Source organism: Streptomyces sp. NPDC048442, assembly GCF_040651475.1.
GTDB lineage: Bacteria > Actinomycetota > Actinomycetes > Streptomycetales > Streptomycetaceae > Streptomyces.
This window is the reverse complement of sequence record NZ_JBEZKB010000019.1, coordinates 116,382-143,002: the sequence shown is the minus strand read 5'-3', so window position 1 is coordinate 143,002 and position 26,621 is coordinate 116,382. Positions and strand designations below refer to the sequence as shown.

General features: G+C 71.3%; 25 protein-coding genes and 1 tRNA gene. 15 read left to right on the top strand and 11 right to left on the bottom strand.

The window, feature by feature from the left end:
• The first annotated feature begins 3 nt into the window (after window positions 1-3).
• The 5 genes from AB0D18_RS26600 (at window position 4) to AB0D18_RS26580 (ending at window position 4,922) form a co-directional block, all read left to right on the top strand.
• Complete coding sequence (locus AB0D18_RS26600; RefSeq protein ID WP_362423457.1) at window positions 4-858, top strand: helix-turn-helix transcriptional regulator; 855 nt, start codon at window positions 4-6, stop codon at window positions 856-858.
• A gap of 62 nt (window positions 859-920) precedes the next feature.
• Window positions 921-1,157: a hypothetical protein gene (locus tag AB0D18_RS26595; protein WP_362423454.1), complete on the top strand. Its 237-nt coding sequence runs from the start codon at window positions 921-923 to the stop codon at window positions 1,155-1,157.
• A 112-nt stretch (window positions 1,158-1,269) separates the two neighbouring features.
• Complete coding sequence (locus AB0D18_RS26590) at window positions 1,270-2,463, top strand: methyltransferase domain-containing protein (protein ID WP_362423451.1); 1,194 nt, start codon at window positions 1,270-1,272, stop codon at window positions 2,461-2,463.
• 2 nt (window positions 2,464-2,465) lie between these two features.
• Window positions 2,466-2,996: a DUF6879 family protein gene (locus AB0D18_RS26585; RefSeq protein ID WP_362423448.1), complete on the top strand. Its 531-nt coding sequence runs from the start codon at window positions 2,466-2,468 to the stop codon at window positions 2,994-2,996.
• Window positions 2,997-3,284: 288 nt separating this feature from the next.
• Entirely contained in the window at window positions 3,285-4,922 is a 1,638-nt protein-coding gene (locus AB0D18_RS26580) for a M4 family metallopeptidase (RefSeq protein ID WP_362423445.1), read from the top strand.
• Window positions 4,923-4,925: 3 nt separating this feature from the next.
• Here the strand turns inward: AB0D18_RS26580 and AB0D18_RS26575 are convergent, their stop codons facing one another.
• The 4 genes from AB0D18_RS26575 to AB0D18_RS26560 all read right to left on the bottom strand — a co-directional run bounded on the left by AB0D18_RS26575 (window position 4,926) and on the right by AB0D18_RS26560 (window position 8,993).
• Window positions 4,926-6,413: a M1 family metallopeptidase gene (locus tag AB0D18_RS26575; protein ID WP_362423442.1), complete on the bottom strand. Its 1,488-nt coding sequence runs from the start codon at window positions 6,411-6,413 to the stop codon at window positions 4,926-4,928.
• A 231-nt stretch (window positions 6,414-6,644) separates the two neighbouring features.
• Entirely contained in the window at window positions 6,645-7,784 is a 1,140-nt protein-coding gene (locus tag AB0D18_RS26570) for a hypothetical protein (protein ID WP_362423439.1), read from the bottom strand.
• A complete protein-coding gene (locus tag AB0D18_RS26565; protein WP_362423436.1) occupies window positions 7,781-8,389 on the bottom strand; it encodes an ankyrin repeat domain-containing protein in 609 nt (202 codons plus the stop codon). Before AB0D18_RS26565 ends, AB0D18_RS26570 begins: the two co-directional genes overlap by 4 nt.
• 46 nt (window positions 8,390-8,435) lie before the next feature.
• Window positions 8,436-8,993: a heme-binding protein gene (locus AB0D18_RS26560; RefSeq protein ID WP_362423433.1), complete on the bottom strand. Its 558-nt coding sequence runs from the start codon at window positions 8,991-8,993 to the stop codon at window positions 8,436-8,438.
• Between the two features lie 482 nt (window positions 8,994-9,475).
• On the opposite strand from AB0D18_RS26560, the gene AB0D18_RS26555 reads away from it, so the two are divergent.
• From AB0D18_RS26555 to AB0D18_RS26545, 3 genes are read left to right on the top strand one after another with little or no spacing between them, the layout of a single operon-like run.
• The gene (locus AB0D18_RS26555; protein WP_362423600.1) at window positions 9,476-10,687 is read left to right on the top strand and encodes a sensor histidine kinase; all 1,212 of its coding nucleotides are present in this window, start codon (window positions 9,476-9,478) and stop codon (window positions 10,685-10,687) included.
• Window positions 10,684-11,313, top strand: coding sequence for a response regulator transcription factor (locus tag AB0D18_RS26550; RefSeq protein WP_362423431.1), 630 nt, complete (start codon window positions 10,684-10,686; stop codon window positions 11,311-11,313). Before AB0D18_RS26555 ends, AB0D18_RS26550 begins: the two co-directional genes overlap by 4 nt.
• Before the next feature lie 36 nt (window positions 11,314-11,349).
• Window positions 11,350-11,853, top strand: a complete 504-nt coding sequence (locus AB0D18_RS26545; RefSeq protein ID WP_362423428.1) for a hypothetical protein — start codon at window positions 11,350-11,352, stop codon at window positions 11,851-11,853.
• Window positions 11,854-12,289: 436 nt separating this feature from the next.
• Here AB0D18_RS26545 and AB0D18_RS26540 read toward each other — a convergent pair whose 3' ends face one another.
• Window positions 12,290-12,961 carry a pentapeptide repeat-containing protein gene (locus tag AB0D18_RS26540; protein ID WP_362423424.1) on the bottom strand — a complete coding sequence of 224 codons (672 nt, stop codon included), beginning with the start codon at window positions 12,959-12,961 and terminating at the stop codon, window positions 12,290-12,292.
• Window positions 12,962-13,107: 146 nt separating this feature from the next.
• Here AB0D18_RS26540 and AB0D18_RS26535 point away from each other — a divergent pair, with 146 nt between their 5' ends.
• Both AB0D18_RS26535 and AB0D18_RS26530 read left to right on the top strand, forming a co-directional pair.
• Window positions 13,108-14,370: an NAD(P)-binding protein gene (locus AB0D18_RS26535; RefSeq protein WP_362423421.1), complete on the top strand. Its 1,263-nt coding sequence runs from the start codon at window positions 13,108-13,110 to the stop codon at window positions 14,368-14,370.
• Window positions 14,371-14,425: 55 nt separating this feature from the next.
• Window positions 14,426-15,439: a zinc-binding dehydrogenase gene (locus AB0D18_RS26530; RefSeq protein WP_362423418.1), complete on the top strand. Its 1,014-nt coding sequence runs from the start codon at window positions 14,426-14,428 to the stop codon at window positions 15,437-15,439.
• A gap of 18 nt (window positions 15,440-15,457) precedes the next feature.
• Here AB0D18_RS26530 and AB0D18_RS26525 read toward each other — a convergent pair whose 3' ends face one another.
• On the bottom strand, window positions 15,458-15,928 hold the full coding sequence (locus AB0D18_RS26525) for a GNAT family N-acetyltransferase (RefSeq protein ID WP_362423415.1): 471 nt from the start codon (window positions 15,926-15,928) through the stop codon (window positions 15,458-15,460).
• Between the two features lie 158 nt (window positions 15,929-16,086).
• The gene (locus tag AB0D18_RS26520) at window positions 16,087-16,983 is read right to left on the bottom strand and encodes an aminoglycoside phosphotransferase family protein (protein WP_362423412.1); all 897 of its coding nucleotides are present in this window, start codon (window positions 16,981-16,983) and stop codon (window positions 16,087-16,089) included.
• 192 nt (window positions 16,984-17,175) lie between these two features.
• Here AB0D18_RS26520 and AB0D18_RS26515 point away from each other — a divergent pair, with 192 nt between their 5' ends.
• Window positions 17,176-17,895, top strand: coding sequence for a rhomboid-like protein (locus tag AB0D18_RS26515; RefSeq protein ID WP_362423597.1), 720 nt, complete (start codon window positions 17,176-17,178; stop codon window positions 17,893-17,895).
• Here the strand turns inward: AB0D18_RS26515 and AB0D18_RS26510 are convergent.
• The gene (locus tag AB0D18_RS26510) at window positions 17,822-18,889 is read right to left on the bottom strand and encodes a hypothetical protein (RefSeq protein WP_362423409.1); all 1,068 of its coding nucleotides are present in this window, start codon (window positions 18,887-18,889) and stop codon (window positions 17,822-17,824) included. The genes AB0D18_RS26515 and AB0D18_RS26510 overlap by 74 nt on opposite strands.
• Window positions 18,890-19,173: 284 nt before the next feature.
• On the opposite strand from AB0D18_RS26510, the gene AB0D18_RS26505 reads away from it, so the two are divergent.
• Complete coding sequence (locus AB0D18_RS26505; RefSeq protein WP_362423406.1) at window positions 19,174-20,577, top strand: FAD-dependent oxidoreductase; 1,404 nt, start codon at window positions 19,174-19,176, stop codon at window positions 20,575-20,577.
• A gap of 132 nt (window positions 20,578-20,709) precedes the next feature.
• Here AB0D18_RS26505 and AB0D18_RS26500 read toward each other — a convergent pair.
• Window positions 20,710-20,786, bottom strand: a tRNA-Thr gene (locus AB0D18_RS26500).
• 182 nt (window positions 20,787-20,968) lie between these two features.
• Between AB0D18_RS26500 and ugpC the strand changes: the two genes are divergently transcribed.
• From ugpC to AB0D18_RS26485, 3 genes are all read left to right on the top strand, one after another.
• Window positions 20,969-22,108: a sn-glycerol-3-phosphate ABC transporter ATP-binding protein UgpC gene (gene ugpC / locus AB0D18_RS26495; RefSeq protein WP_362423404.1), complete on the top strand. Its 1,140-nt coding sequence runs from the start codon at window positions 20,969-20,971 to the stop codon at window positions 22,106-22,108.
• 284 nt (window positions 22,109-22,392) lie between these two features.
• Entirely contained in the window at window positions 22,393-22,809 is a 417-nt protein-coding gene (locus tag AB0D18_RS26490) for a hypothetical protein (protein WP_362423401.1), read from the top strand.
• A 101-nt stretch (window positions 22,810-22,910) separates the two neighbouring features.
• On the top strand, window positions 22,911-23,645 hold the full coding sequence (locus AB0D18_RS26485; RefSeq protein WP_362423398.1) for a nucleotidyltransferase family protein: 735 nt from the start codon (window positions 22,911-22,913) through the stop codon (window positions 23,643-23,645).
• Window positions 23,646-23,749: 104 nt separating this feature from the next.
• Here the strand turns inward: AB0D18_RS26485 and AB0D18_RS26480 are convergent, their stop codons facing one another.
• Both AB0D18_RS26480 and rlmB read right to left on the bottom strand, forming a co-directional pair.
• Window positions 23,750-25,390 carry a DoxX family membrane protein gene (locus AB0D18_RS26480; protein ID WP_362423395.1) on the bottom strand — a complete coding sequence of 547 codons (1,641 nt, stop codon included), beginning with the start codon at window positions 25,388-25,390 and terminating at the stop codon, window positions 23,750-23,752.
• Window positions 25,391-25,568: 178 nt separating this feature from the next.
• Window positions 25,569-26,525: a 23S rRNA (guanosine(2251)-2'-O)-methyltransferase RlmB gene (rlmB, locus tag AB0D18_RS26475; protein ID WP_362423392.1), complete on the bottom strand. Its 957-nt coding sequence runs from the start codon at window positions 26,523-26,525 to the stop codon at window positions 25,569-25,571.
• Window positions 26,526-26,621 lie beyond the last annotated feature (96 nt).

Sequence of the window (26,621 nt, the reverse complement as noted above, 5' to 3'; positions counted from 1 at the left end):
ACCATGACACGCCCCTCCCCGTCGTCCAGCGCCCAAGCTGCCCGCAAAGCCCTTGCCAACCGGCTTCAGGACATCCGCAAGGATGCCGGACTCAACGGCCGGGAACTCTCGGCCCGGTGCGGGTGGCACCCGGCGAAGACCACCCGCATCCAGGCCGCCACGGCCGCTCCGTCCGAAGCGGACATCCGGGCATGGTGCGCAGCGTGCGGCGCCGAGGACCAGGTACCGGACCTGATCGCCTCTGCCCGCGCGGTGGAGTCCATGTACGTCGAGTGGCGACGAGTGCACCGGCACGGGATGCGCAAGGTCCAAGAAGAAGTCCTCGAACGGAACGTGGGTGCCCGCGTCTGCCGCGCCTACGTCTCCAACGTCGTACCCGGCTTCCTCCAGACTGAGGCGTATGCGACCGCCCTGCTGAAGTCCATCACGCAGTTCCAGGGCACCCCCGACGATGTGTCCGTGGCCGTCGCCTCGCGGATGGAACGAGGTCGCTTGCTGCGAGAGGGAAACCACCGCTTCGCCGTACTGATCGAGGAGTGGGTACTGCGCTCCCGCCGGTTCGCCGACGCCGAGACCATGGCCGCACAGTTGGAACACCTGCTCACAGTGATGCCGTTCCCCTCCGTCTCGCTCGGAGTCATCCCCGCCTCGGCCCCCTGCGCCGTCTGGCCGCTTGAGGCGTTCTATCTCTACGACGACCGGCAGGTCCTGGTAGAGACCCTGACAGCCGAAATCAAGGTCACGCAGCCACGGGAAGTCGCCGACTATGCAAGGGCGTTCACCGAATTGTCTCAATCGGCGGTCTACGGAGCCCAGGCCCGGAACCTCATCGTCTCGGCCCTCACCACTCCCGGGTGAATCTGCGCAATTTTCCGCAACTCATTGGATGCCGAACTCCCGTCATCTCTAACGTCATTCGCATGGCAACCCCACACGCGGCACGCCGCAACATCACCCGCACCGCCCTCGACGAAGCGCAGCACGCCGTCGACGTCCTCCGCCGGTCCCTCGCCGACGCGCAGGTCACGCTCCCCTCACTCCAGGTCGACCTCCCCGGCGCGACATCCGGTCACCCGATGGTCGACCTCGGCAGGCTCCGCGCCGACGAAGCGGTCCGCCTCGCCCAGGCCCTCCGCCACGGAGGTGTTTCAGCGTGAGCGAGGGACACAGCGACACCGAGGACGACAAAGTTCCAGGGCAGCCCTGGGCGCCGCCTCCGCCACCTCCCCCGGACGGCGAAATGCCGCCCGGTGACGGGACGCACCGGAAGTGAACGGCCGGGACGAGAGCATGGGGCGTGCCGGTGAGGAGCTGGTGCGGGCGCTCGTCGCGGGCGGGGAGCTCGTGCCGGAGTGGGAGGAAGCGTTCCGGAGAGCGCCGAGGGGGGCGTTCGTGCCTGAGCTGGTCTGGGCCTACGACATGGGGTCCGGGCGCAGCGTGGGCGTATCACGGCGGCAGGACCCCGAGGGGTGGGAGCGGGCCGTGTACACGAACGTACCGCTGGTGACGCAGTGGGACGACGGCGCGCGGGAGGAGCCCGGGCCCGGCTCGGTGGCGACCAGTTCGGCGAGCATGCCGTCCGTGGTGGCGGGGATGCTGCGGGATCTGGACGTACGGGACGGGGCGCGGGTTCTGGAGGTGGGAACCGGGACCGGGTGGAACGCCGGGCTGCTCGCACACCGGCTCGGGGACCGGAACGTGGTCAGTGTGGAGGTGGACGCGGACGTTGCGGGGCGGGCGCGGGAGGCCTTGGGGCGGGCGAATCTCGCGCCGCAGGTCGTGCACGGGGACGGGGTTCAGGGGTGCGCCGACCGGGCCCCGTACGACCGGGTGATCGTCACCGCAGGAGTGCGGGAGGTGCCGGGCGCGTGGCTCGCGCAGACCCGGCCGGGCGGGATCGTACTCGCGCCCTGGGGGACGTACTACAGCGATCAGGACGCGCTGGTGCGGCTGCGGGTGGCGGAGGACGGGAGCGCTTCGGGGCCGTTCCTGCGGATGGTGGAGTTCATGAAGCTGCGCGAGCAGCGCTTGGACTGGGGGCGGTTCCGGGAGTACGTGACCGACTTCCCCGAGGGGTCCCAACAGAGCGGTACCGACGTGGAGTTGGCTGAGCTGGGAGGACGCTACGAGAGTGTGCGGTTTGTGCTCGGGCTGTGCGTGCCGGACTGTGCGCACGTCGTCAATGCCGGGGCGGGCAGGCCGGGCGGGGCTGGTGACCGGGCGTGGTTCTTCGACCTGCGGAGTACGTCGTGGGCCGCTGTGGAGTGGCCGGGCGGCGTGGTCCGGCAGTACGGTCCGCGGCGGCTGTGGGACGAGGTCGAGGGTGCGTTGACGTGGTGGCACGAGCGGGGGCGGCCGGGAGTGGAGAGGTTCGGGCTGACGGTAGGTACTGACGGAAACGGCCAACGGGTGTGGTGGGACGAGCCGGGGCACACCGTGCCCCCTGATCAAGGAGGCATGTGAGGATGCAGAACAGCGACGGGCCGATCAGCTTTGACGAACTGCTCGACTCCGCGCGGGAGTCGGCGTTCCACCTGGAGATGCGTGACTCCTACGGCGTCACGGACGAGGCCGGTGACTTCGCCCGGTGGCAGCGCACCGGCGAGCGCGACAACGACCCCGCTTCGGCGTACTGGTCCCCGTGGGTGGCCCTCATCCGGCGCACCGTGGCGCGGGGCGTGCTGGTGCGCCGCGCGCGGATCGTGTCCGAGCCGGTGAGCACGTACATCCGCTACGAACACGGCGGGACGTCGGTCAACCTCAAAGCGGGCGAGGACGTCCGGTGGCTGCCGAGGCGACGGGCCTCGGGGATCACCCTGTCCGGCAACGACTTCTGGCTCTTCGACGAGCGGGTGGTCCGGTTCAACCACTTCACCGGTGAGGGGGGATGGGCCTCCCGGGAGGACACCGACGACCCCGCCGTGGCCGAGCTGTGCACCGCAGCATTCGCCACTGTCTGGGAGCGCGGCATTCCGCACAGCAGGTACACCGTCTGATCACACCGGCCACACTCGCCACAGCCGCCACATCAGCCGCCGGGATCCCCGCTTCACGCAGTTTCCGTGCACGTACCACCGGTAACCACAACTCACCTCCCTCACACACCCGTTGACCGAATATCGGGCAGACTCCACCACAAATGGACTCTCAACGGACGCCGTACTGGCAAGAGAAGGTCAAAAACTTGTGAGGCAATTGTTGGCACTGCGTCAACTCTTGTCTTTTGGTGTCACTCTCACATCGCTCAACCTCTTACCCCCCACGGAACGAGTGATGGAGAGCGTATGAACCCCCACAAGAGCTCTGCCCGTATGTCGAAGAACACCAAGCGGGCCGCCGCGCTCGCCGCAGCCGCCGCCATGGTGGTTGTCGGAGTCCAGGCCGGCAGTGCGACCGCCGCGCCCGAGAAGGCGCAGGCCTCCTCCGCGTCCGCCGCCACCCTGCGGGTGGGCGCCATCAAGTCCGCCCAGGTCAACGCCGATTCGACGGCCAGAAGCCTGGGTCTCGGCGGCGCCGAGAAGCTCGTGGCGCGCGATGTCATCAAGGACGCCGACGGCACGGTCCACACCCGTTACGAGCGTACGTACGCCGGTCTGCCCGTCCTCGGCGGCGACCTCATCACGCACGTCGCCAAGACCGGCAAGCTGAAGTCCGTCGACAAGGCGACCGACGCGAAGATAGCCGTGGCGTCGACGACGCCGAAGCTCAAGTCGGCCGCGGGCGCCCGCAAGGTGATCTTCGCCGTCAGCGGCAAGCCCGTGCTCGCCTTCGAGACCGTGAAGAGCAGCGTCAAGAAGGACGGCACGCCCAGCCGGGTGCACACCGTCACCGACGCCACCACCGGCAAGCAGCTCTACTCGTACGACGAGATCGACGACGGCATCAAGGGCGGCAAGGCCCCGAAGGCCCCCGCCAAGGGCGGCTCGGGCGCAGGGCTGGAGGCCGGCAGCGGCGCCAGCATGTACAGCGGCGCGGTTCCGCTGACCAGCACCAAGGGCGCCTCCGGCTTCGACCTGACCGACGGCGAGCGCGGCGGTCACAAGACGTACGACCTGAAGGGTGGCCAGAACGGCACCGGCACGCTCTTCACCGACGCCGACGACAAGTGGGGCAACGGCAAGGCCGACGACCCGCAGACCGCCGCCGTCGACGCCGCCTACGGCGCCGCGATGACCTGGGACTTCTACAAGAACGAGCTCGGGCGCAACGGCATCGCCGGCGACGGCAAGGCCGCCTACTCCCGCGTCCACTACGGCAAGGCGTACGTCAACGCCTTCTGGGACGACGGCTGCTTCTGCATGACGTACGGCGACGGCATCGGCAACACGCACCCGCTGACCGCCATCGACGTCGCCGGCCACGAGATGAGCCACGGCCTCACCGCCGCGACCGCCAACCTGGAGTACGCGGGCGAGTCCGGCGGCCTCAACGAGGCGACCTCCGACATCTTCGGCACCTCCGTCGAGTTCTTCGCGAAGAACGCCACGGACGTCGGCGACTACCTCATCGGCGAGAAGATCGACATCAACGGCGACGGCACCCCGCTGCGCTACATGGACAAGCCCAGCAAGGACGGCCAGTCGCTCGACTACTGGGACGCCAACGCCGGTGACGTCGACGTGCACTACTCGTCGGGCATCGCCAACCACTTCTTCTACCTGCTGGCCGAGGGCAGCGGCGCGAAGGAGATCAACGGCGTGAAGTACGACTCGCCGACCAAGGACGGCTCGAAGGTCACCGGCATCGGCCAGCAGAAGGCCTACAAGATCTGGTACAAGGCCCTCTCGACCTACATGACGTCGACGACCGACTACAAGGCCGCCCGCGAGGCGACCCTGAAGGCGGCCACCGACCTGCACGGCGCGGACAGCGCCGAGGCGAAGGCCGTGGCCGCCGCCTGGGCCGGGGTCAACGTCAAGTAACGCCTATTGATTGGGAGTTGTCGGCTTCTCGCCTCCGAAGAGCCAGACGTCCCAGACCGCCGACAGATCCTTGTGCGTCTTCTCCTCGACGTACTTGGTGAAGTCGGCGGTCGACGCGTTTCTGCCCCGGTACGCGGCGGGCCAGCCTTCGAGGATCTCGTAGAAGGCGTCGTCGCCGACGGCCTGCCGGACCTTGTGGAGGACCATGGCGCCGCCTTCGTAGACGGGCGCGCCGGAGATGCTCGCAGGGTTGGGCGGAGTGGCGGGCGGGAACTGCCAGTTGAGGTCCTGCTTGAACGCCTCCTCGAACGCCTCCTGGGCGGTGTCGCCGCCCTCGTCCTCGTCCCACATCCACTCCGCGTACGTCGCGAAGCCCTCGTTCAGCCACATGTCGCGCCAGTTCTTCGGCGAGACGGAGTTGCCGAACCACTGGTGGGCGATCTCGTGCAGCTGTGCGTCCGCGAGGGAGCTCGCGTTGCCGGTGACGCCCGCGTAGACCGGCTTGGCCTGCGATTCGAGCGCGTACCTGACGTCCTCCGGACCGCGGGTGACGACCGAGCCGATCGAGTCGAAGGGGTACGGGCCGAAGTAGGTGACGGCCCAGTCCATCAACTCCGGGATCTGCTTGCGGAGTTGAAGGCTCTGCGCGTCGACGGACTCCTCCGCGGCGGCGTACACCGGGACCGTCCGCTTCGGCGTCTCGCCGTCCGCCTCGAACTCGGCGGTCGCCTTCCCCTCCCACACCTTGAACCTGCCGATCGACACCATCGCCAGATAGCTCGCCATCGGCTCCCGCATCTGCCACTCGAAGGTCTTGCGACCGGACTTCACGACCGGGGGGTTCTTCAACTCGCCGTTGGAGATGGCGGTTTGGCCCTCGGGGACGGTGACCTTGATGTCGTACGTCGCCTTGTCGGAGGGGTGGTTGTTGCCCGGGAACCACGCCATCGACCCGGCGGGCTGGCCGACCGCGATCGACAGCTTCCCGTCCTTGGACCGCAGCCAGCCCTCCCGGGCGCCGTCGACGTCCTTGACCACGGGCGGCCGGCCGGAGTAGCGCACGACGGTCGTGAACGTCTCCCCCTCCCGCAGGTCCCGCTTCGGCCGCAGCGTCAGCTCGGTGCCCGCCTGGCTCGCGGCGGCCTTCTCGCCCTCCACCGTCGCGCTGTCGACCTTGAGCTTGGACAGGTCGAGGTTGAACGCGCTCAGGTTCTGCGTCGCCCTCGCCGTGATCTCCGCCGTGCCCTTGAGGCGGTGGGCGGCCGGGTCGTAGTCCAGGTCGAGGGAGTAGTGGGAGACGTCGTAGCCGCCGTTGCCCAGCTTGGGGAAGAGCGGGTCGCGCAGACCGTGCGCGCCAGGGGTGCCCTCGCCGTTGTCGCCACCGGGACCGTCGGATGTACAGCCGGACGCGGCGACCGCGAGGAGGAGTGCGGACGTGGCGGAAAGCGCGAGGCGGGGAGCGCGGAGAGTGCGGGTACGGCGAGAAGGCATCCGGCGATCCTACGCGGCGGGCCCGACGGGGCCTGGGCCCTGCCGCGCGAGTGACCGGAAACCAACAGCCCGCCGTATCCCACAGCCCGGCGTATCCAACAGCCCGCCGTATCCCCGGCCCGCCGAATCCCACAGCCCGCCGTATCCCCGGCCCGCCGAATCCCACAGCCCGCCGTATCCCCGGCCCGCCGAATCCCACAGCCCGCCGTACTCCCGGCCCGTGCGCACCCCTCAGCCCAGCACCGCCACCCCCAGCGGACGTACCCCCGCCGCCACCTTCCGCGACGCACCGCTCTCCAGGTCGACGACCGTGATGCCGTCCCACGAGCCCTCGCGGGTGAAGCCCCCTGTGACGTACGCCGTGCGGCTGTCGCGGGAGACGGCGACGTTCTCGTGCGCCCCGTCGAGCGGAACGACACGTTCCTTTCCGTCGGGCGTACGGAGGGTGAGCGAGGCCTCCTCGTCGTCGCCGCCGATCGGTCCCGTACCGACGACGAGGAGGGTGCCGTCGGGCGCGAGCGTGGTGCCGTGCTGGTGGGTGTTGGCGGTCATCGGCTCGACGGTGACGCGGCCGGTGCGCGGGTCGAGCACCGCGAGGCGCTCGCCCTCGAAGGGGAGCAGGAGCTTGCCGTCGGCGGGGCGGACGGCGGCGTAGTGCGGCTTGAGCCAGGAGCCGAGGCCGCCCTCCGTACCGTACGGTGCGACTTCGAGGCGGCGGGCGCGGAGCGTGTCGGCGCGTACGGCGGTGACGTCGTACGAGTCGTGGCCGGTCGCGTACACCTCGCTCCCGTCGGCGGACACATCCACGTCGAAGGGCCTTCGGCCGACCGCGACGGTGTCCACGACCTTCCGCGATCCGGTGTCGATCACCTCCAACACCCCTTTCTCGTCAGGGACGTTGACGCCCACGTAGGCCCGGCTGCCGTCCGGCGACAGGGCGATGCCCATGCCGCCCGCGCGGTACTCGCCCATCGTCGCGGGCCCGTCGGCCTTCGTCGCGTACGCAATCCGCCCGAGGCTCGTACGGGTCTTGGTGTCGACCACGGCGACCCCCTCGGCGGTCGCGACCCACGCCCGGCCGTCCGTACCCACGGCGAGACCGTACGGAGCGGTGCCGACCCGCACGGAGCCGAGGGGTCCGCGCGCCGGGTCGACGAAGGTGACGGTGTCGGCGTCGAAGTCGGCGACGAGGAGGGTGCCGGCGGGGGTGACGGCGGAGGCGGGAGTGGGCGCGGTGGGGGTGACGGTGGCGGTACGGGGCCGGTCGGGGGCATTCTCGCCGGCCCCGGCACAGCCGGTGGCCAGCAGGCCGACGGCCACGGCGGAGAGGAGGACGCGGCGTACGCGGGATCTCTGCGGGGTCCGCTTCACTTCGCCTCCCGCAGCAGTGCCGCGATGCGGTCGAAGCCGCGCCGTACCGCATGTTCGAGCGCGGTCGTCCCGTCCCCGTCCGGCAGGTCGGGGGTGGCACCGGCGGCCAGCAGGATCTCCACGATCTCCTGGTGCGGACGCCCGCCGTCACCGAGGATCACCGCCTCCAACAAGGCGGTCCAGCCAAGCCTGTTGACGTGGTCGACGTCCATGCCGGTCTCGGCCAGCACCGCCCGTACGTACTCGACGTGACCGCGCTCGCTCGCCGGGATGACGGACACTCCGCCGAAGCGGTTGCGCAGCGTCAGGTCGGGACCGGCGGGCAGCAGGGTCCGCATCATCGCGACGCTGCCCGTCACTCCGGTCACGAGCCAGGCGCTGTCCTCGCGCACGTCCTGTGCGTCCGGGTCGGCCCCGGCCTCGACCAGCAGCCGGGCGGCCTCCACATGACTCCCGAGCGAGGCGAGCAGCAGCGGAGTGCGCAGCTCCTCGTCACGGGCGGTGACCCGGGCCCCCTCCCCGAGGGCGGCACGGACACCGGCGGCATCCCCGCCCTTGGCGGCGGCGAGCAGACGCCGGTCGGAGTCGGGCGAGGGGGTGGTCATACGGAGGCCTCTCGGTGCGTACGTACGGGGCGACGTGCTGCGGGGCCTACTTGCCCAGAGCGGCGACACCGGCCTGCGCGAACTTCTCGTCGAGGTCGCCGCTGGGCGCGCCCGCGACACCGATGCCCGCGATCGGGGCACCCTTGGCCTGGACCGGGGCGCCGCCGGCGAGGAAGAGGGTGCCGGGGATGTCCTTCAGGTTCGGGGCCTGGGCGAGGCGCTTGGCGAGTTCGGAGGTGGGGGCGTTCCAGGAGACGGCGGTGTAGCCCTTCTTCACGGCGGACTCGGGCGACTGCGGGCCCGCGCCGTCGCCGCGCAGGGTGACGACGGTGTTGCCGTTGCGGTCGACGACGGCGACCGAGACGCGCTGGTTCTCCTTCTTCGCGGCGTCGAGGGCGGCCTCGGCGGCCTTGGTCGCGGCGGCGACGGTGAGGTGGGTGGACTGCTGGAGGTTCCGGTTCGCGGTGTCGGCGGTGACGGCGGCCTTGGTCTCGGCCGCCGGAGCGGAGGCGCTGGCGCTGACGGCGCCGAAGGTACCGGCGCCGAGGACGGCGACGACGGCGGAACCGGTGAGGACGCGGGTGCGGAGGGAGAGCTTGCGCATGGTGTGCTCCTGGGATTCAAGGGGGTGGGAGTGGGATGGATGAGGCGGGCTGGGGAGCCGTTCTCTGCCTGCTTCCATGCTGGGCTCGGCGGGGCCCGCCAACGGTCGGCGCAGTGGCTGCTCCCTCCACACCGGCCGGCTGACCCGGGGGTCGACCGATCGGTTGATGCGGGGGTGGTTCGGGTGGGTCAGGATGGACGCACCTCAGCCCGTCCGGCGTTTGAGGACGCGCGGCGCAGCCGTGCACCGGGCGCAGCCCGGGACCCCCGCCCCCACCGGCGCCAGCCGTGAACCGCCCTGCGGCGAGCAGTTTCGGGAAGGGGCGGGGAGGGGCCGAACCCGCGAAGCGGCCCACCGCCCCGCACCGAACCACCCACCCCCACCACCACAAAGAACAACCCGAGGACGCGGAGCCCAAGGTGCACGAGACCCACACACAGCTCCCCCCGCCCGACCCCGACGCCCGCCTCCTCGCCCTCGTCATGGACGCCGCCTTCTTCCTCCTCCTCGGCGCCTCCCTGGCCCGCTACCTGCTCCGCCATCCGGGCGATCCCCGCACCCCGTGGATCATCGGGCTGAGCATCACGCTCGCCGTACTGCACGTTCTGCTGTACGTGGTCGGCCCGAGCCGAAGCACGACCCGCAGCACCACCCGCACCCGCACCCGCAGCACCACCCGCACCAACGCCCGCGCCCGCAGCGGAATCCACACCCCCCACGACGCCCTCCGCCTGGCCGCCGTAGTAGCCGTCTGGGCCGTCCTCGTCGTCCTCGCCCCCAGCTTCGCCTGGTGCGCGGTACCGCTCCTCTACACCGGCCTGCGCACCCTCCCCACCCGTACCGCCCTGGCCCTCGTCGCCCTCCTCACCACCTTCGTCGTCACCGCTCAAATCCAGCTCTCCACCGATGGGTTCGACCCGAACCTCGTCCTGGCGCCACCCGCCGTGGCAGCCGTCGCCGCCGGCACCTTCGTCTACATGCAGCGGCAGGCCGCCCGCCAGCGCACCCTCATCGACGACCTGATCCGCACCCGCCGCGAACTCGCCGCCATCGAACGCCGCGAAGGCACCCTCGCCGAACGCCAGCGCCTCTCCATGGAGATCCACGACTCCCTCGCGCAGGGCCTGTCCAGCCAGCAGATGCTGCTGCAGGCCGCCGACCGCACCTGGGACGCGGCCCCGGCGACCGCGCGCCGGCACGTCCGTACCGCCACCTCCATCGCGGAACGCAACCTCGCCGAGGCGCGCCGCTTCGTGCACGACCTGGCCCCCGCCGACCTGGCCGAGGCGGGAGCCAGGGGCGGCGGCCTCGAAGAAGCCCTCCGCGCGGTCGCCACCCGCGAGAACGCCCGCTTCCACATCGACGGCACCGCCCCCGCGACCCCGCTCCCCGACCGGGTCCAGTCGGCCCTGCTCCGTATCGCCCAGGGCGCCCTCGCGAACGTACGGGAACACGCCGGGGCGACCACCACGGCGCTCACCCTCACCTACCTCGACGATCAGATCGTCCTCGACATCGCAGACGACGGCCGCGGCTTCACCCCGGCCACGGAAACCCCCACCGGGGTACGCGGCCACGGCCTCCCCGCCATCCGCGCCCGCGTCCACCAGCTCGGCGGCACCCTCGCCGTCGAGTCCGCACCCGGCGAGGGCACGGTCCTGTCCGCCGCGATCCCTCTGGAGCCCACCCCATGACCGCTGTTCCCGTACGCATCCTGCTCTGCGACGACCACGTGGTCGTACGGGCCGGGCTGCTCGCCCTCCTCGCCAGCGAGCCGGACATCGAGGTCGTCGGCGAGGCCGGCAACGGCGAGGAGGCCGTGGCGATGGCCGCCAAGCTGGCCCCCGACGTCGTACTGATGGACCTCCAGCTCGGTGCCGGCATCGACGGTGTCGAGGCGACCCGCCGGATCGCCGGGACGGGCCCGCACGTCCTCGTCCTCACCACGTACGACACGGACGCCGACATCACCCGTGCGATCGCCGCAGGCGCCACCGGCTACCTGCTGAAGGCCGAACGCCCCGAGGAACTCTTCGCGGCGATCCACTCCGCCGCCCAGGGCCGCACGATCCTCTCCCCGCCGGTCGCGAGCCGTGTGATGGCCCAGATGCGGGGCGCCGGACGCCCCACCCTGACCGAGCGCGAATCGGACATCCTGGCGCAGCTGGCGCACGGTCTGGGGAACCGGGAGATCGCCCGCGCCCTGTTCATCAGCGAGGCAACGGTGAAGACCCACCTGGGGCGCATCTACGCCAAGCTCGGGGTGGACACGAGGGCGGGCGCGGTGGCGGTGGCGAAGGAGCAGCGGCTGCTGCCGTAGTCCGCCGCGTCCCCCGGCCGTGCGACCATCGGGAACGTGCTCGACATCGGCTACTCCCTCTCCCGCCGCTTTCCCGACCCCCCGCAGACGGACTACCGCCGCGCGGACGTCCGGTCACTGCGGCACGACCTGTTCTGCGGCGACGTGTACCTGGCGGACACCAAGGCGGACCGGGAAGTTTCCACAGCCTGGGGATGGGTGCCGGTGCTCGACTTCGCGTGGGCGCTGTGCGACATCGTGGAGCAGATCGACCAGGACCCGCGCGGCAACCGGTCCGCGCACCGGCAGTACGCGGAGATCGACTTCACCGAGTCGACGGACCGGATGCTGTTCGAGCGGCGCTTCGGCTGGGTGGACGTCGAAGCGGACTGGATGCCGGTCGAGGAGGCCCCGCTCACCTTCGGCCACCGCCTCCTCCGCCGCGAAGCACGCGACTTCCTGCACGACCTGATCGCCGACCTCACGGACATGCACGACGGCCTCGCGGACAACCCGGCCCTGTGGACCCTCCAGGCAAAATTCCCCCGCCTCCCCAACTAACCCTCCGACCCCCAGCCCCCTAGCCCCCTAGCCTCCTTGGGCAGCGGGGCCGCCCCCCGGGGGCGGGACGGGTGGGCAAGGGGGCGGCCCCCACGCAGAGCACGCCCCCTCCTCGACCGCACCCGCTACGCCACCGCACCCCCGTGCGACCCGGTGGGCCGCTCCGCGGATTCAGCCCCTCCCCACCCCTCCACCTAAACCGCTCGCCGCGGGGCCAAGGGCATCGTGCGGGCCCGTCGTGGCTGATCGCGCAGTTCCCCGCGCCCCTAAAGGGCCGCCGCAGGGCCAAGGGCATCGTGCGGGTGCATCGTGGCTGATCGCGCAGTTCCCCGCGCCCCTAAAGGGCCGCCGCAGGGCCAAGGGCATCGTGCAGGCCCGTCGTGGCTGATCGCGCAGTTCCCCGCGCCCCCAAAGGGCCGCCGCACGGGCCGCGACGTCACTCCACCCGCACCCCCAGCTCCGCCGCGAACACCGCCGCCAGGTCCAGCATCTGTGGTGTGCTGATTACTGCGCCGCGCAGCCGGTCCACCCCCCGCGCAATCTCCAGCGAAGCGACCGTCCGCAGGTCCACGTCCTTCAGCGTCGCCCCGCTCAGGTCCGCCCCCTTCAGTACGCAGTCCCGGAACTCCACCCGCTCCAGCCGCGCACCCGCGAAGTCCGGTTCGACGAGCACGCACCCCTCGAAAACGACGTCCTTCAGCTTCGCCTTCCGCAGGTTCAGATAGTCGATCTTCCCGCCCCGCACCACCACCCGCTCCAGCACCGCCCCGTGCAGCTGCGTCCCGCCCAGCCGGGCGTCGACGATCTCCACGTCCCGCAGCGACGCCTCCGCGAGGTCCGTCCCCACCCCGCGCACGCCCTCCAGCACCGAGTCCATGAACCGCACCCGGCTCAACCGCGTCTCATCCAGCGCCACCCCGAACAGCCCGCAGTCCATGAAGCGGGCGCCGCGCCCCTCCTGCCCGACGAAGTCCAGGTCCCTGAACTCCAGCCCGTCGTAGTCCCCCTCCGACTCCAGCTCCCCGTCCGCGAACGGCAGCAGATCCGGAAGCCGCACCTCCGGGCGCCGTACGGCTGGGACCTGGTTCTTCTTCGCGTCGCGTGCCATGCCATCCATGCTGCACCACCCCACTGACAACGCGGCCGAGGAGAACTCCCGCACCGGTTTCACCTCACCGATGTCACATCCGGCGGCCCTCCACCCGTCACCACTCCCGAAGGCACCACCGAACCCGCCCCCGGGAGGCACCCACCATGAGCCAGAGCCACAGCACACCCGTTCCCACCACCCTCACCGTCGTCGGCGGCGGCTTCGCCGGTCTCGTCGCCGCGATCACCGCCGCCGAGTCCGGCCGTACCCGGGTGCACCTCCGCGAGTCCCACCACACCGCTGGCGGCCGGGCCCGTACCGCCGACGGCCCGTACAAGACCAACGAGGGCCCGCACGCCCTCTACTCCCGCGGCCCCCTCTGGACCTGGCTCAAGCAGCGCGGCCTGATCGGCCCGGTCGCCTCGGTCCCCCTCCGCGCAACCCTCAGCGGGGCCGCGACCGTACGCTTCCACCGGGACGGCGCACTCCGCCGCATGCCGCCCCTCCCCGTACTGCGCCTCGGCCGCAAGCAGGCCCACGAAGCCCCCGTCGACACCGACTTCCACACCTGGGCGAGCTCCCTCATCGGCGAGCGCCACACCCGGTACGCCGCGAACGCCATCGGCGTCGCCGTCTTCCACCACGACCCCGGCGCCCTCTCCGCCCGCTTCGTACAGGAGCGCCTGCGCCGGGTCCTCGCGATGCCGCCCGAGGCCAAGTACCCGGTGGGCGGCTGGAGTTCGGTGGTGGACCGGCTCGTCGCGCACGCCCGTCACCTCGGTGTACGCATCGACACCGGCTCCCGCGTCACCGACACCGAACTCGCCGGGGCCGCCGCCCTCGGACCGGTGATCGTCGCGACGTCGCTCCCTGCCGCCCGCAGCCTCCTCGCCGACGACTCCCTCACCTGGGCCGGCGGCCGGACCGCACTCCTGGACCTCGGGCTGCGCACCCGTCGCGGCGACGCGTTCATCATCTCCGACCTGGACTCCCCCGGCTGGATCGAACGGTTCACCGCCCAGGACCCGACCCTCGCCCCGCCCGGCGAGCAGCTGGTCCAGGCCCAACTCCCGCTCGCCCCCGGCGAGTCGCGTTCCGTCGGCATCGCCCGCGCCGAACGCCTCCTCGACCTCGGCCTCCCCGGCTGGCGCGAGCGCGTCACGCACCGCGCCGAGGCCCTCGCCACCGGCCGCACCGGCGCCCTCGACCTGCCCGGCACCACCTGGCGCGACCGCCCCGCCATCGACCGCGGCAACGGCATCTACCTGGCGGGCGACCAGGTCGCGGCCCCCGGCCTGCTCGCCGAGGTGTCCTTCAACAGCGCCCTGGAAGCGGCATCCCTGGCCCTGCACCACGCACGCCTGCACCGGCTCGTCGAGGCCGACCGGGACACCCGAAGCCACCGCCTTGACCTCAAGAGCGCTTGAGGTATGAGAGTGGTCCCCGTACCGCCGCCACGGCGCCTCACCCGGGGAGTTGACCATGCACGCGATCCGCCTCCACACCTTCGGACCGGCCGAGAACCTCACGTACGAGAAGACCGACGACCCGGTCCCCGGCCCGGGTCAGGTCCGGATCGCCGTCACCGCCGCCGGCGTGCACCTCCTGGACACGGCCCTACGCCAGGGCATGGCCGGCCCGTTTCCCGCCCCGGCCGAGCTGCCGACCATCCCCGGCCGCGAGGTCGCGGGCACCGTCGACGCACTCGGCGAGGGCACGGACCCGTCCTGGCTGGGCAAGCGCGTCGTCGCCCACCTCGGCATGAACCCGGGCGGATACGCGGAGCTGGCCGTCACCGACGCCGCCAAGCTCCACCCCGTCCCCGACACCCTCGACGACGCCGAGGCCATCGCCATGATCGGTACCGGCCGCACCGCCCTCGGCATCCTGCTCTTCACCGACATCACCGCCGACACCGTCGCCCTCGTCCCGGCCGCCGCCGGCGGCATCGGCACACTCCTGGTGCAGTACGTGAAGAACGCCGGCGGCACCGTGATCGGCCTGGCCGGCGGCCCCGCCAAGACCGCCCTCGTCGAAGCGAACGGCGCCGACCTCGCCCTCGACTACAAGCAGCCCGACTGGCCGGAGAAGGTGACCGCCTTCCTCACCGAACGCGGCCTGGGCGGTGCCACGGTCGTCTTCGACTCGGTCGGCGCCGACACCGGCCGCGCCGCCGTGGACCTCCTCGCCCCCGGCGGCAAGCACCTCGTCTTCGGCTGGTCCGGCTCCGGCCTGCACGACGGCGAGCCCCTCACCTACACCGAGGGCGAACTCGCCGAGCGTGCCATCACCTCCGAGAGCGTCCTGGGCCCGGCCATGATGCAGAAGGCCGGCGGCGACAACCCGCTGCGGACCCTCGAAACCCGCTCCCTCGCCCTGGCCGCCTCGGGCGAACTCCGCCCCGCCGTCCAGCGCTACCCCCTCGCGAAGGCGGCAATGGCCCACCACGACCTGGAGAACCGCGGCACGGTCGGCAAGGTCGTCCTCATCCCCTGACCAGGGCGGTCTGCCACGTCAACTGCCCAACTCCTCCAGCGCGTTGTCCGTCAGCCGGTATACGTCCCACTCGTCCTGCGGACGCGCGCCCAGCGATTCGTAGAAGTCGATGGAGGGCCGGTTCCACTTGAGCACCGACCACTCCAGCCGCTGGTACCCCCGCTGTACGCAGGTACGGGCCAGCTCCGTCAGCAGCGCCTTGCCGTACCCGCCACCGCGCTCGGTGGGCCGTACGTACAGGTCCTCCAGGTAGATCCCGTGCACCCCGCGCCAGGTCGAGAAGCTCAAGAACCACACCGAGTAGCCGACGACCCTCCCGTCCGGGGACTCGGCGATGTGCGCGTACGCGGCGGGGCTCGGCCCGAAGAGGGCGGCGCGCAGCTGGTCGCCGGTGACGCGGACCTCGTCAAGGGCCTTCTCGTACTCGGCCAACTCGCCGATCATCGCGAGGATCTCGGGCAGGTCGTCCACGGTGGCGTTGCGAATCATGGCGGCAGGGTAACCGGACGCACCGCCCCCGCCGCACGGCTACTCAGCTGCCGGACGAGCCCCCGGCAGCCCGACGGACCCTCGGCAGCCCGACGGGCCCCCGGCAGCCGGACGGGCCCCGGCTGCTGCCGGACGGACTCAACTGCCGCCGGACGGACTCACCTGCCGGACCGGCCCCCGAGCAGCAGCCGGGCCGCCATCAGGTCGTCCTCGTCCAGCTCCTCCTCGTCCTCCACCGCCCAGAGCGCGTTCTGCAGGATCCGCCCCAGAGTCCACGCCTTCGCCCGCTCCCGGTCCAGCCCCATCACCTCGGTCATCGCGTCGAAGCGCCACCGCACGTCGGCCGGGTCGAAACGGTTGTTGAGCGCCGGCCACAGGTCGAAGCCCGGGTCGCCGGCGAGCGGCTTGGGGTCGATGGCGACCCAGCCGCCCCGCCCGGCGAGCACGTTCTCGAAGTGCAGGTCCCAGTGGAGCAGCGAGTCGCCCGGCTCGGCCATGACCTCCCGTACCGCCGCCGCACAGTCCGCCACCAGCCGCCGGTCCGCCGGATCGGCGACGGCGCGCAGCGCGTCCGGGGTCTCCGCCACCATCCCCGCCGCGATGTCCCCGAGCCGCCGCATGCCGGACGGCGCGGGTACGGCCGTGAACCGCGCGAGCATCCCGGCGATGACCAGCACGCTCTGCCGTACGTCGGGCTCGTCGTCGAGGGAGCGCGCGGAGTCGAGCCGCTCCAGCAGCAACGACCCGTTCTCGGGTGCGTGGTCCAGTACGCGCACGGCTCCGAGGTCCGCCCACGCCCGCAGCGCGTCCGCCTCCCCCGCGCTCTCCTCGTTGAGCGCCTGCAACTTGAGGGCGGCCGGGGTGCCGTCCGCGCGGCGCACGGGCAGCACGAGCGCCGCCATCCCGTGCATCGACGGCCCGTCGACCGTCAGCCCCCACCGCGTCAGCATGTCCGCCGCCAGCCCCGGGAGCGAGTCGATGAAGGCCCGCCCCGCCTCCCCCTCGTACTGAATCTGCGTGGCGGCCAGCGCCTCAGGAACCTCGATGGCGGTCACCCGGCCGACCCTACTTTTCCGGCGCGGCCCTCCGCATCCCAATTGCTCGATCCCGGGACAATCTCCCCCATGTCCCCCACAACGCCGGACCCCCTGAAGCCCCTGGAACCACCGGACCCCATGGAGCCACCGAAACCACCGAACCCCCTGGAACCACCGGACCCCATGGAGCCACCGGTTCCCGTGGAGCCCCTGGGGCCCCTCCGACCCCCGGAGGCCCCTCCCGAGGCCGCCCCCGCCGGACGGCGCCCCCTCCGCGCCGCCGCCCGCACCACCTGGCGCTATCTCCGCTCCTCCCCCGGCACCCACCTCTGGCTCGCCGTCCTCTTCGTCACCACCGTCGCCCTGCGCCACATGGACCCCGCCCTTGCCGACGAGTTCCTCCGGCAGCGGTCCACCAACATCCATCACCTCTCCCAGGACCCCGTCCGCGTCCTCGTCACCTCCGCGTTCTGGACCGACGGCGGCGGCTGGCTCCTGTACGCGGTCCTCTACTCCCTCTTCCACGCCCCCGCCGAGCGCCGGCTGGGCACCCTCCGCTGGCTCGGTGTCGTCGCCGCCGCGCACATCGGGGCGACGTACCTCAGCGAGGGCGTCCTCGGCTGGGCGATCCGGCACGGCCACGCGCCCGCCTCCGCCGTCAACACCCTTGACGTGGGCGTGAGTTACGCCCTCGCCGGGGTCGTCGCCGTCCTCACGTACCGCATCCCCACCCCCTGGCGGTACCCCTACCTCTTCGGCGTCCTCACCTTCTACGCCCTTCCCCTCGTCACCGGCCGCACCTTCACCGACGTCGGCCACTTCTCCGCCGTACTGATCGGCCTCGCCTGCTACCCGCTCACCCGGAGCCGACCATCCGGCCGCCCCGCTCGTAGGCCTCCATCAGCTCCCTCCAGAAGCCCAGCTCCCTGACCACCGCGTACCGCAGCTGCTTCTTCCCCGACCCCCCGCTGCCCCCTTCCGTCGGACGGATCCGCGCGTACGCGTCCCGCAGCCCCTCCGCCACACCCTCAGCCAGGCCGTCCAGCCGCTCCTGCACCAACAGGTCCCAGTCCACCCCGCCCCACCCCTGCCCCTCCCGGTGCAGCTCCACCACCGGCAGCTGCCGCCCCACCGCCCACACCACCAACTGCGGTGCGTCCCGCCACAGATGGGCATGCCCGTACCGGTTGCCCCTCCCCCGGCCCATGCGCCCCAGTACGTTCCGTACGCCACGGGCGACCTCCACCGCCCGCTGCACCCCCGTGGCCGTCGTGAACTCGTTGAACACCGCCCGGTACTCCTCCCCGCCCCGGCCGGCCCACAGCCGCTCCCGCCCCTCCGCACTGTCCGCCCCGTGCGCCACCGCCAGCCGCGCTCCCGGTGCCAGGCAGGCGAGGGCCGCCGTCGCCTCCTCGACCGAGACGCTCTCCCCGTACGGCTCCCGCACCTCACCGCGCCGCACCACGAACTGAAGCCCGTCGTCCCGGAACTGCCGCATCAGCCGCAGCAGATTCGGATCCCGCACCAGCTCGTCCCGCGCGCTCGCCACATTCCGCCTGCGGTCCTCCGCGTCGAGCTCCCCCCGCACCACGTTCACCGCGGGCCCCGTCACCACCTCAAGCCGCAGCGTCGAGCGCCGCAGGTACTCCACCGGCAGCTCCTCCGCCACGACCTGGTCCAGTACGCCCAACCGCTGTACGCCGTCCAGGACTTCAGGTTCCACGATCTGCACGATTCCCCGGTTCCGCGTGCCCGCCGGGTCCCATCGCACCAGTCGGCCGCTCAGCACCACGGAGCCCACCACGCCGAAGTCCCAGGGCCGTTGCCACATCACCTCGGCCAGTTCGCGGTTGGCCGGGGTATCCCCGAGGAACCCCCGGCGCCCCCCTTCCCAGTCCCGGCCAACCAGCTGATCCGCGCTCACCCACACCAGCCACCGCTGATCACTGATCCGCTCCACCCTCTCCGGCCTCAGGGACAGTCCCTCGCATTCCGAGGGCACATTGGGCGATACGGGCTGCGGCGGCAAAAACAGAAGTTCAGTCACGCCCGTCCAACGCCCGCACCGCCCGACAGGTCGCGCAGAACCTTCCCCCCATACCCACCACACCGCCCATTGCCGCGCCGCACCACCGCCCGCTAGCGTCCCGACACCACCCCTGATCAGCAAAAAGCCATAAAGCCACCCGCCCCAGGACGAAGGTCAGCATGCGCGAGCCAAGGACCGACACCGCCAACGGAGGAATCTCCTTCTGGTACGCCGACCACGGCATACCGACCCCCCGCGAGCCCCTCCCCGGCGACGCCACCGCCGACATCTGCATCGTCGGCGGCGGCTACACCGGCCTGTGGACGGCGTACTACCTCAAGAAGGCCGTCCCCTTCCTCAACATCACCGTCCTGGAAGCCAAGTTCTGCGGTTACGGCGCCTCCGGCCGCAACGGCGGCTGGCTCTACAACGGCATCGCGGGCCGCGACCGCTACGCCAAGCTCCACGGCCCCGAAGCCGCCACCCGCCTCCAGCACGCCATGAACGACACCGTCACCGAGGTCATCGACACGGCCGCAGCCGAAGGCATCGACGCCGACATCCACCGCGGCGGCGTCCTCGAAGTCGCCTGTACGCCCGCCCAGTTCGGCCGTCTGAAGTCCTTCCACGCCACCGAGGCCGCCTTCGGCGAGAAGGACCGCGTCCTGCTCGGCGCCCGCGACACCGCCGCCCGTATCCGCGTCACCGGAGCCGTCGGCTCCAGCTGGACCCCGCACGGCGCCCGCCTGCACCCGGCGAAGCTCGTCAAGGGCCTCGCCGAAACCGTCGAGGCGCTCGGCGTGACGATCCACGAGTCGACGCCCGTCACCGCCATCGAGCCCAAGCACGCCCGCACCCCGTACGGCACCGTCCGCGCCCCGTACATCCTGCGCTGCACCGAAGGCTTCACCGCCTCCCTCTCCTCGCAGCGCCGCACCTGGCTCCCGATGAACAGCTCGATGATCGTCACCGACCCGATCGATCCCCGCCTCTGGGACACCATCGGCTGGGAGGGCCGCGAGAACCTCGGCGACATGGCGCACGCCTACATGTACGCCCAGCGCACCGCCGACGACCGCATCGCGCTCGGCGGCCGCGGCGTCCCGTACCGCTTCGGCTCCCGCACCGACAACGACGGCCGCACCCAGAGCGCCACCGTCGACGCCCTCCGCGAGATCCTGGTCCGCTTCTTCCCGACCCTCGCCGGTACCCGTATCGCCCACGCCTGGTCCGGCGTCCTGGGCGTCCCCCGCGACTGGTGCGCCACCGTCACCCTCGACCGTACGACCGGCCTCGGCTGGGCCGGCGGCTACGTCGGCTCCGGCGTCGCCACCACCAACCTGGCCGCCCGCACCCTCCGCGACCTCTTCCTCCAGGACTCGGGACAGGGCGGCCCCACCGACCTCACGACCCTCCCCTGGGTCAACCACAAGGTCCGCAAGTGGGAGCCGGAACCCTTCCGCTGGCTCGGCGTCCAGGGCATGTACGCCGCCTACCGCGAGGCCGACCGCCGCGAACTCTCCGGCCACACCCCGGACACGAACCCCATCGCCAAGCTGGCCGACCGCATCGCGGGCCGCTGAGGAACCCGGGACCCGCCACGCGCTCCCGAGGCCCCCCACGCGCTCCCGGGACCCGCCACGCGCTTCGCAAAAGCCGCGTACTTCGCAAAAAGAAACGCCCCGTATGGCGACCATGCGGGGCGTTTTCCCTGGTGGAGCCCCCTATCGGATTCGAACCGATGACCTACGCATTACAAGTGCGTTGCTCTGGCCAGCTGAGCTAAGGAGGCGCGTGCGAGCAGTCTAACCGGACCGCAGACGCTCATGGGCAACGTATTTCGCAGCTCCCGGAGTACTGACAGAAGACAGATCGCCGGGTAGCGTCACCGACAGTCCACCCACTGGACTAAACCACTTCACCTTCCACTCGGATCGTCCGGCACGTTCCTGCCGGTAGAAGGGCAAGATCACCATGGCTACAGTCACGTTCGACAAGGCGACCCGGATCTACCCGGGCTCCACCAAGCCCGCCGTCGACCAGCTGGAGATCGACATCGAGGACGGCGAGTTCCTCGTCCTCGTCGGTCCCTCCGGCTGCGGCAAGTCGACCTCCCTGCGCATGCTCGCGGGTCTTGAGGACGTCAACGGCGGCGCCATCCGCATCGGTGACCGCGACGTCACGCACCTGCCGCCGAAGGACCGGGACATCGCCATGGTGTTCCAGAACTACGCGCTCTACCCGCACATGTCCGTCGCCGACAACATGGGCTTCGCGCTCAAGATCGCCGGCGTGAACAAGGCGGAGATCCGCAAGAAGGTCGAAGAGGCCGCCAAGATCCTCGACCTCTCCGAGTACCTGGACCGCAAGCCGAAGGCCCTCTCCGGCGGTCAGCGCCAGCGCGTCGCGATGGGCCGCGCCATCGTCCGTGAGCCGCAGGTCTTCCTCATGGACGAGCCGCTGTCGAACCTCGACGCCAAGCTCCGCGTCTCCACCCGTACGCAGATCGCCTCCCTGCAGCGCCGCCTCGGCATCACCACGGTGTACGTCACCCACGACCAGGTCGAGGCCATGACCATGGGCGACCGGGTGGCGGTACTGAAGGACGGCCTGCTCCAGCAGGTCGACTCGCCGCGCAACATGTACGACCGCCCCAACAACCTCTTCGTCGCCGGCTTCATCGGCTCCCCGGCCATGAACCTGGTCGAGGTCCCGATCACCGACGGCGGCGTGAAGTTCGGCAACAGCGTGGTGCCGGTGAGCCGTGAGGCCCTGTCGGCCGCCGCCGACAAGGGCGACACGACCGTCACCGTCGGCGTGCGCCCCGAGCACTTCGACATCGTCGAGCTCGGTGGCGGCGAGGCCGCGAGGTCGCTGTCGAAGGACACCAAGGACGCCCCGGCCGGCCTGGCGGTCTCCGTCAACGTCGTCGAGGAGCTCGGCGCCGACGGTTACGTCTACGGCTCCGCCGAGGTCGGCGGCGAGCACAAGGACCTCGTGGTCCGGGTCAACGGCCGCGCCGTCCCGGACAAGGGCACCGAGCTGCACGTCGTCCCGCGTCCGGGCGAGCTGCACGTCTTCTCGACGAAGACGGGCGAGCGTCTCAGCGACTGAGGCGGCTGAGGCGGCTGAGGCGGCAGGCGTCTGAGGCAGCCGAGGCAGCCCCAGAAACCAAGCCCGAAGGGCCCCGCACTCCGGTGCGGGGCCCTTCCGCGTCCAGCTGCCGCGTCCAAGTGCGCAGCCCTCCACGTTTACGTATGGCTGTCGACAAATACCCCGGCACAGTGGGCATTTCGATACCTGTACGTCAACACCACATTCGAAAAGGAGGATCGAACCATCCCCCGTGGGGGTGACTGAATGTCGCCAAATCGTCACCTGCCGCTACGCTCACTCGCGTGACCCACACAGCCCGCCGCATCGGCCGAACTCTCGCCCTCGTACTGCCCGTCGTCCTGGTGCTCTCCGGGACCCTCGCCGTCACCCGCGTCCCGTGGGTGGCCGGCACCCCCGAGTCCCAGATCCTGACGGCGTCCGCCGAGGACGTCTCCACCAAGGCCAAGTCCCGTGCCCCGCAGGATATTCTGCGCGACCGCCTCCTGGAGGAACTTCAGGAAAAGGACCCCGGAGTCGCTCTCACGCACCTCCAGCGCGAGGTCGAGCGGCGGCCTTCGCTGGCCAGGCACTGCATGCAGATCGCCCGTGCACTCGGCCGTGCCGCCGTCACGCACTACGGTCCCACCCGCGCCCAGTCCTACTCGCGGCCCGTCTGCGACACGTCCTTCGCGTCCGGCGTCGCGCATTTCCACGACTGACCGGCACGAGCGACCGACGGACACGACCGAGCCACCACCGACCACACTGACGATCCTGCTTCTCACCGGCGACGCGCTCCGCGCCGCATATCGTCCCCTGCATGACCTCCACTCCGACAGCCATGCCCAGGCAGGCCGTCGTCCTGGCCGGCGGCCAGGGCTCACGGCTGCGTCCGTACACCGACGACCGCCCCAAGCCGATGGTCGAGATTCCCGGAACCGGGACTCCGATCATCGGCCATCAGCTGTCCTGGCTGGCCGCCGAGGGCGTCACTGACGCGGTCGTCTCCTGCGGCCACCTCGCCGAGGTCCTGCAGGACTGGCTGAGCGAGAACGCCGCCCAGCTCTCCCTGCGCGTCACGACGGTCGTCGAGACGGAGCCGCTGGGCCGCGGCGGCGGCCTGAAGTACGCCGCCCAGCACCTGCCGCACCCCGAGCAGCCCTGGTACGCCACCAACGGCGACATCTGGACCCGGTTCTCGCTGCGCGAGATGGCCGCCTTCCACGCCGAGCGCGACGCGACCGCCACCCTCGCCCTGGCCCGCCCCCGCATCCCGTGGGGCGCCGTCGAGACGGACGCGTTCGGCCACATCACCGACTTCATCGAGTCACCGCCGTCCCCGTACCTGATCAACGCGGGTGTGTACGTCTTCTCCCCGGCCTTCGCGGCCCTCCTGCCGGACCTGGGCGACCACGAGCGCACCACGTTCCCCGGCCTCGCCCGCTCGCGCCGGCTGGCCGGCTTCCCGCTGCCGCAGGGCGCGTACTGGCGGGCCATCGACACCGCCAAGGACCTCACCGAGGCCGCCAAGGAGCTGGCCGCCCACCGGAGTTGACCGCTCCCCGACGTACTACACGGAAGGGCCCGACACCGAGGTCACGGTGCCGGGCCCTTCCCCTTCTTCGTACGTACGGATTCTTCGTAGGTACGGACCGGTGGCTAGCCGAGCAGTCCGCCGATCACCTTGTCGGCGGTGCCGCCCGAGCTGCTCGACCCGCCCGAGTCGCTGCCGCCGCCGGAGCCGGAGCCGCCGGAGTCCGAACCGCCGGTGCTGCTCCCGCCGTTGGAGCCGGTTGTGCCGCCCGTGGACGTCGGTCCCGCGGTGGCCGTGGGGCCCGCCGATGTCGTGGCCGGTCCTGTGCCCCGGGTGGGGGCGCGGCCGGTGGAGCCCCGGGGCTGGCTGGGGCCCGCGGTGGCGCCGGACGTGACGGAGGAGCGCGGGCTGCCCGTGGGGCTCGGCTTCCTCGACGGGGCCACGGAGCCGCTGGCCGAGGGCTTCGGGGTACGCCGCTCGGGGCCCGGCGTGGTGAGCTTGGGGCCGGTCTCCTGGGGGAGCGGCTGTCCCGGCAGGTGGTTGGACGGTTCGTCGTCCGGACCCGGTACGACGACCTCGGCGGAGCGGACCGCCCCGCCGAGCACCGAGCCGACCAGCAGCGTCAGCCCGACGACCAGGGTGATCATCAGGAATCCGCGCCGCAGCACCCGCCGCCGCAGTTCCCACACCTCGCTGCGCGGGCCCAGCTTGCGCCAGGCCTCGCCCGCGAGCCGGGAGTCCATCGAGTACACCGGCGCACCGGCGATGATCAGCGGCGACCAGGCGGCGAGGTAGATGATGTCCGGCGCGTCGTACGCGGGGACGGACTTCCAGCTCACGGTCAGCAGCAGCGCCGCCGACAGCAGCGTCCCGATGACCCCGGCGACCCGCTGCCACAGCCCGAGGACCGTCAGCACGCCCACGATGACCTGGAGGAAGGCCACGCTGAGCCCGGCGCCGACCGGGTGCTGCAGCGCCAATTCCCGCAGCGGTTCGGCGAGGGCCCACGGGTGCAGCGAGTTGAGCCACTTGACCATGGAGCCGCGCTCGCCGCCGTCGAAGAAGACGGGGTCGCAGAGCTTGCCCATGCCCGCGTAGATGGAGATGAAGCCGAGGAAGACGCGGAGCGGCAGCAGCACCACTCCGAGATTCATCCGCCGGTCGGGGTAGAAGGTCTGCCTGGCGCGCCCGCCGGCCCTTCCCCTGCCGTCCCGGCTCTCCGTCAACTCTTCGTCGTCGTACGGCGGTTCATCGCCCTCGTACGCGTCGTACGCACCCTCCGCCTGCCGCATCCGGGGCAGCATCCGGGTGTACGGCTCGCCGTCCTGCCCGCCGCCGACCACCGGGGTCTGCATGGTGTCGTCGGGGGCGGAGGAACCGTCGAAGCGCGGGATGAGCTGGGTCGCCCCCGCGTCGAGGTCGTCGAGGTCGGCGGGGCGGGGAGCGGTGGCGGTCGAGTTGCGCACGGCCTGCAGGAGGCCGCCGGCGCCGGGGTCGCCCGGCTCGGACCTCCCCGTCCACACGACGGGCCGGCGGCGCCCCGCGGCGGCACCGGCGGCCGCCACCCCCGCCCCGCTCAACGCCGGAATCATCGCCGTCCGGTCCAGAGCACCCCGCGCCACGGAGGGGCGCGCGCTCTGGCTCGGGGCGAGCTGCACGCGGAAACTGGCGTGGTTGACGATGACCTGCGCCGGGTCGCAGGGCACCTTGACCATGCTCAGTGCGGGCTGATCGTCGAACCCGGGTGTTCTGGTGTCCACACTCATCTAACCGAGTGATGTGTGTTTAGGACACTGCCTTGACGGCGCCGATCTGTCCGAGACCCGTCAAATCCACACGTTCTCGCGGACGTCGCAGGTCAACACAGGTGGACGAAAAAGGGCCCCGGATCAAATCCGGGGCCCTCGCGCACACTCCCGCGCTTCTTTAGCGCAGAGGCAGCGCCTACTTCCGGCGACGCGCCGTTTCGTAGAGGACGATCCCGGCCGCGACGCCCGCGTTCAGCGACTCGGCGCCGCCCGGCATCGAGATCCGCACCCGGTAGTCGCAGGTCTCGCCGACGAGACGGCCGAGGCCCTTGCCCTCGCCGCCGATGACGATGACGACGGGACCGCCGAGCTGCTTCAGGTCCTCGACCTTGTGCTCACCGTCGGCGGCGAGGCCGACGACCGTGATGCCGGCCTTCTTGTACTCCTCCAGCGCACGCGTCAGGTTGGTGACGCGCGAGACGGGCGTACGGGCGGCCGTACCGGCCGAGGACTTCCACGCACCGGCGGTCATGCCGGCCGCACGCCGCTCGGGCACGACCACGCCGTGGCCGCCGAAGGCGTTGGTGGAGCGGATGATGGCGCCGAGGTTGCGCGGGTCGGTCACGCCGTCCAGCGCGACGATCAGCGGGGTCTCGTGCTTGTCGTACGCGGCGGCGACCAGGTCCTCCGGGTGCGCGTACTCGTACGGCGGGACCTGGAGGACGACGCCCTGGTGGTTCAGGCCGTTGGTCATCCGGTCCAGCTCGGGACGCGGCGCCTCCATCAGGTTGATCTTGCCGCGCTCACCGGCGAGCTGGAGGATCTCGCGGACCCTCTCGTCGTTGTCGATGTACTGCTGCACGTAGAGGGTGATGGCGGGGACGCCGTCGCGCAGGGCCTCGTACACCGGGTTGCGGCCGACGACCAGCTCGGACGTGCCCTTGGCGCCGCCGCGGCGCGGGGCGGGACGGCGCGCCTGGGCGTGCTTGGCCTTGGCGGTGGCGAGGCGGTTCGCCTTGTGCTTCTTGCGGTCCGCGGCGGGCGGGGTCGGGCCCCTGCCCTCAAGCCCCTTGCGCCGCTGGCCGCCGCTGCCGACCTGCATGCCCTTCTTGTTGGACGTGCGGCGGTTCCTGCGTTGGCTGTTGCCGGCCATGACTACCTGTTTCCTGTGGATCCGGCGATCCACATGGTGATGCAGATCGTCTACGTACGTAAATGAAGTGTGCCGCCCGGTCGTCCGGGCGGCACA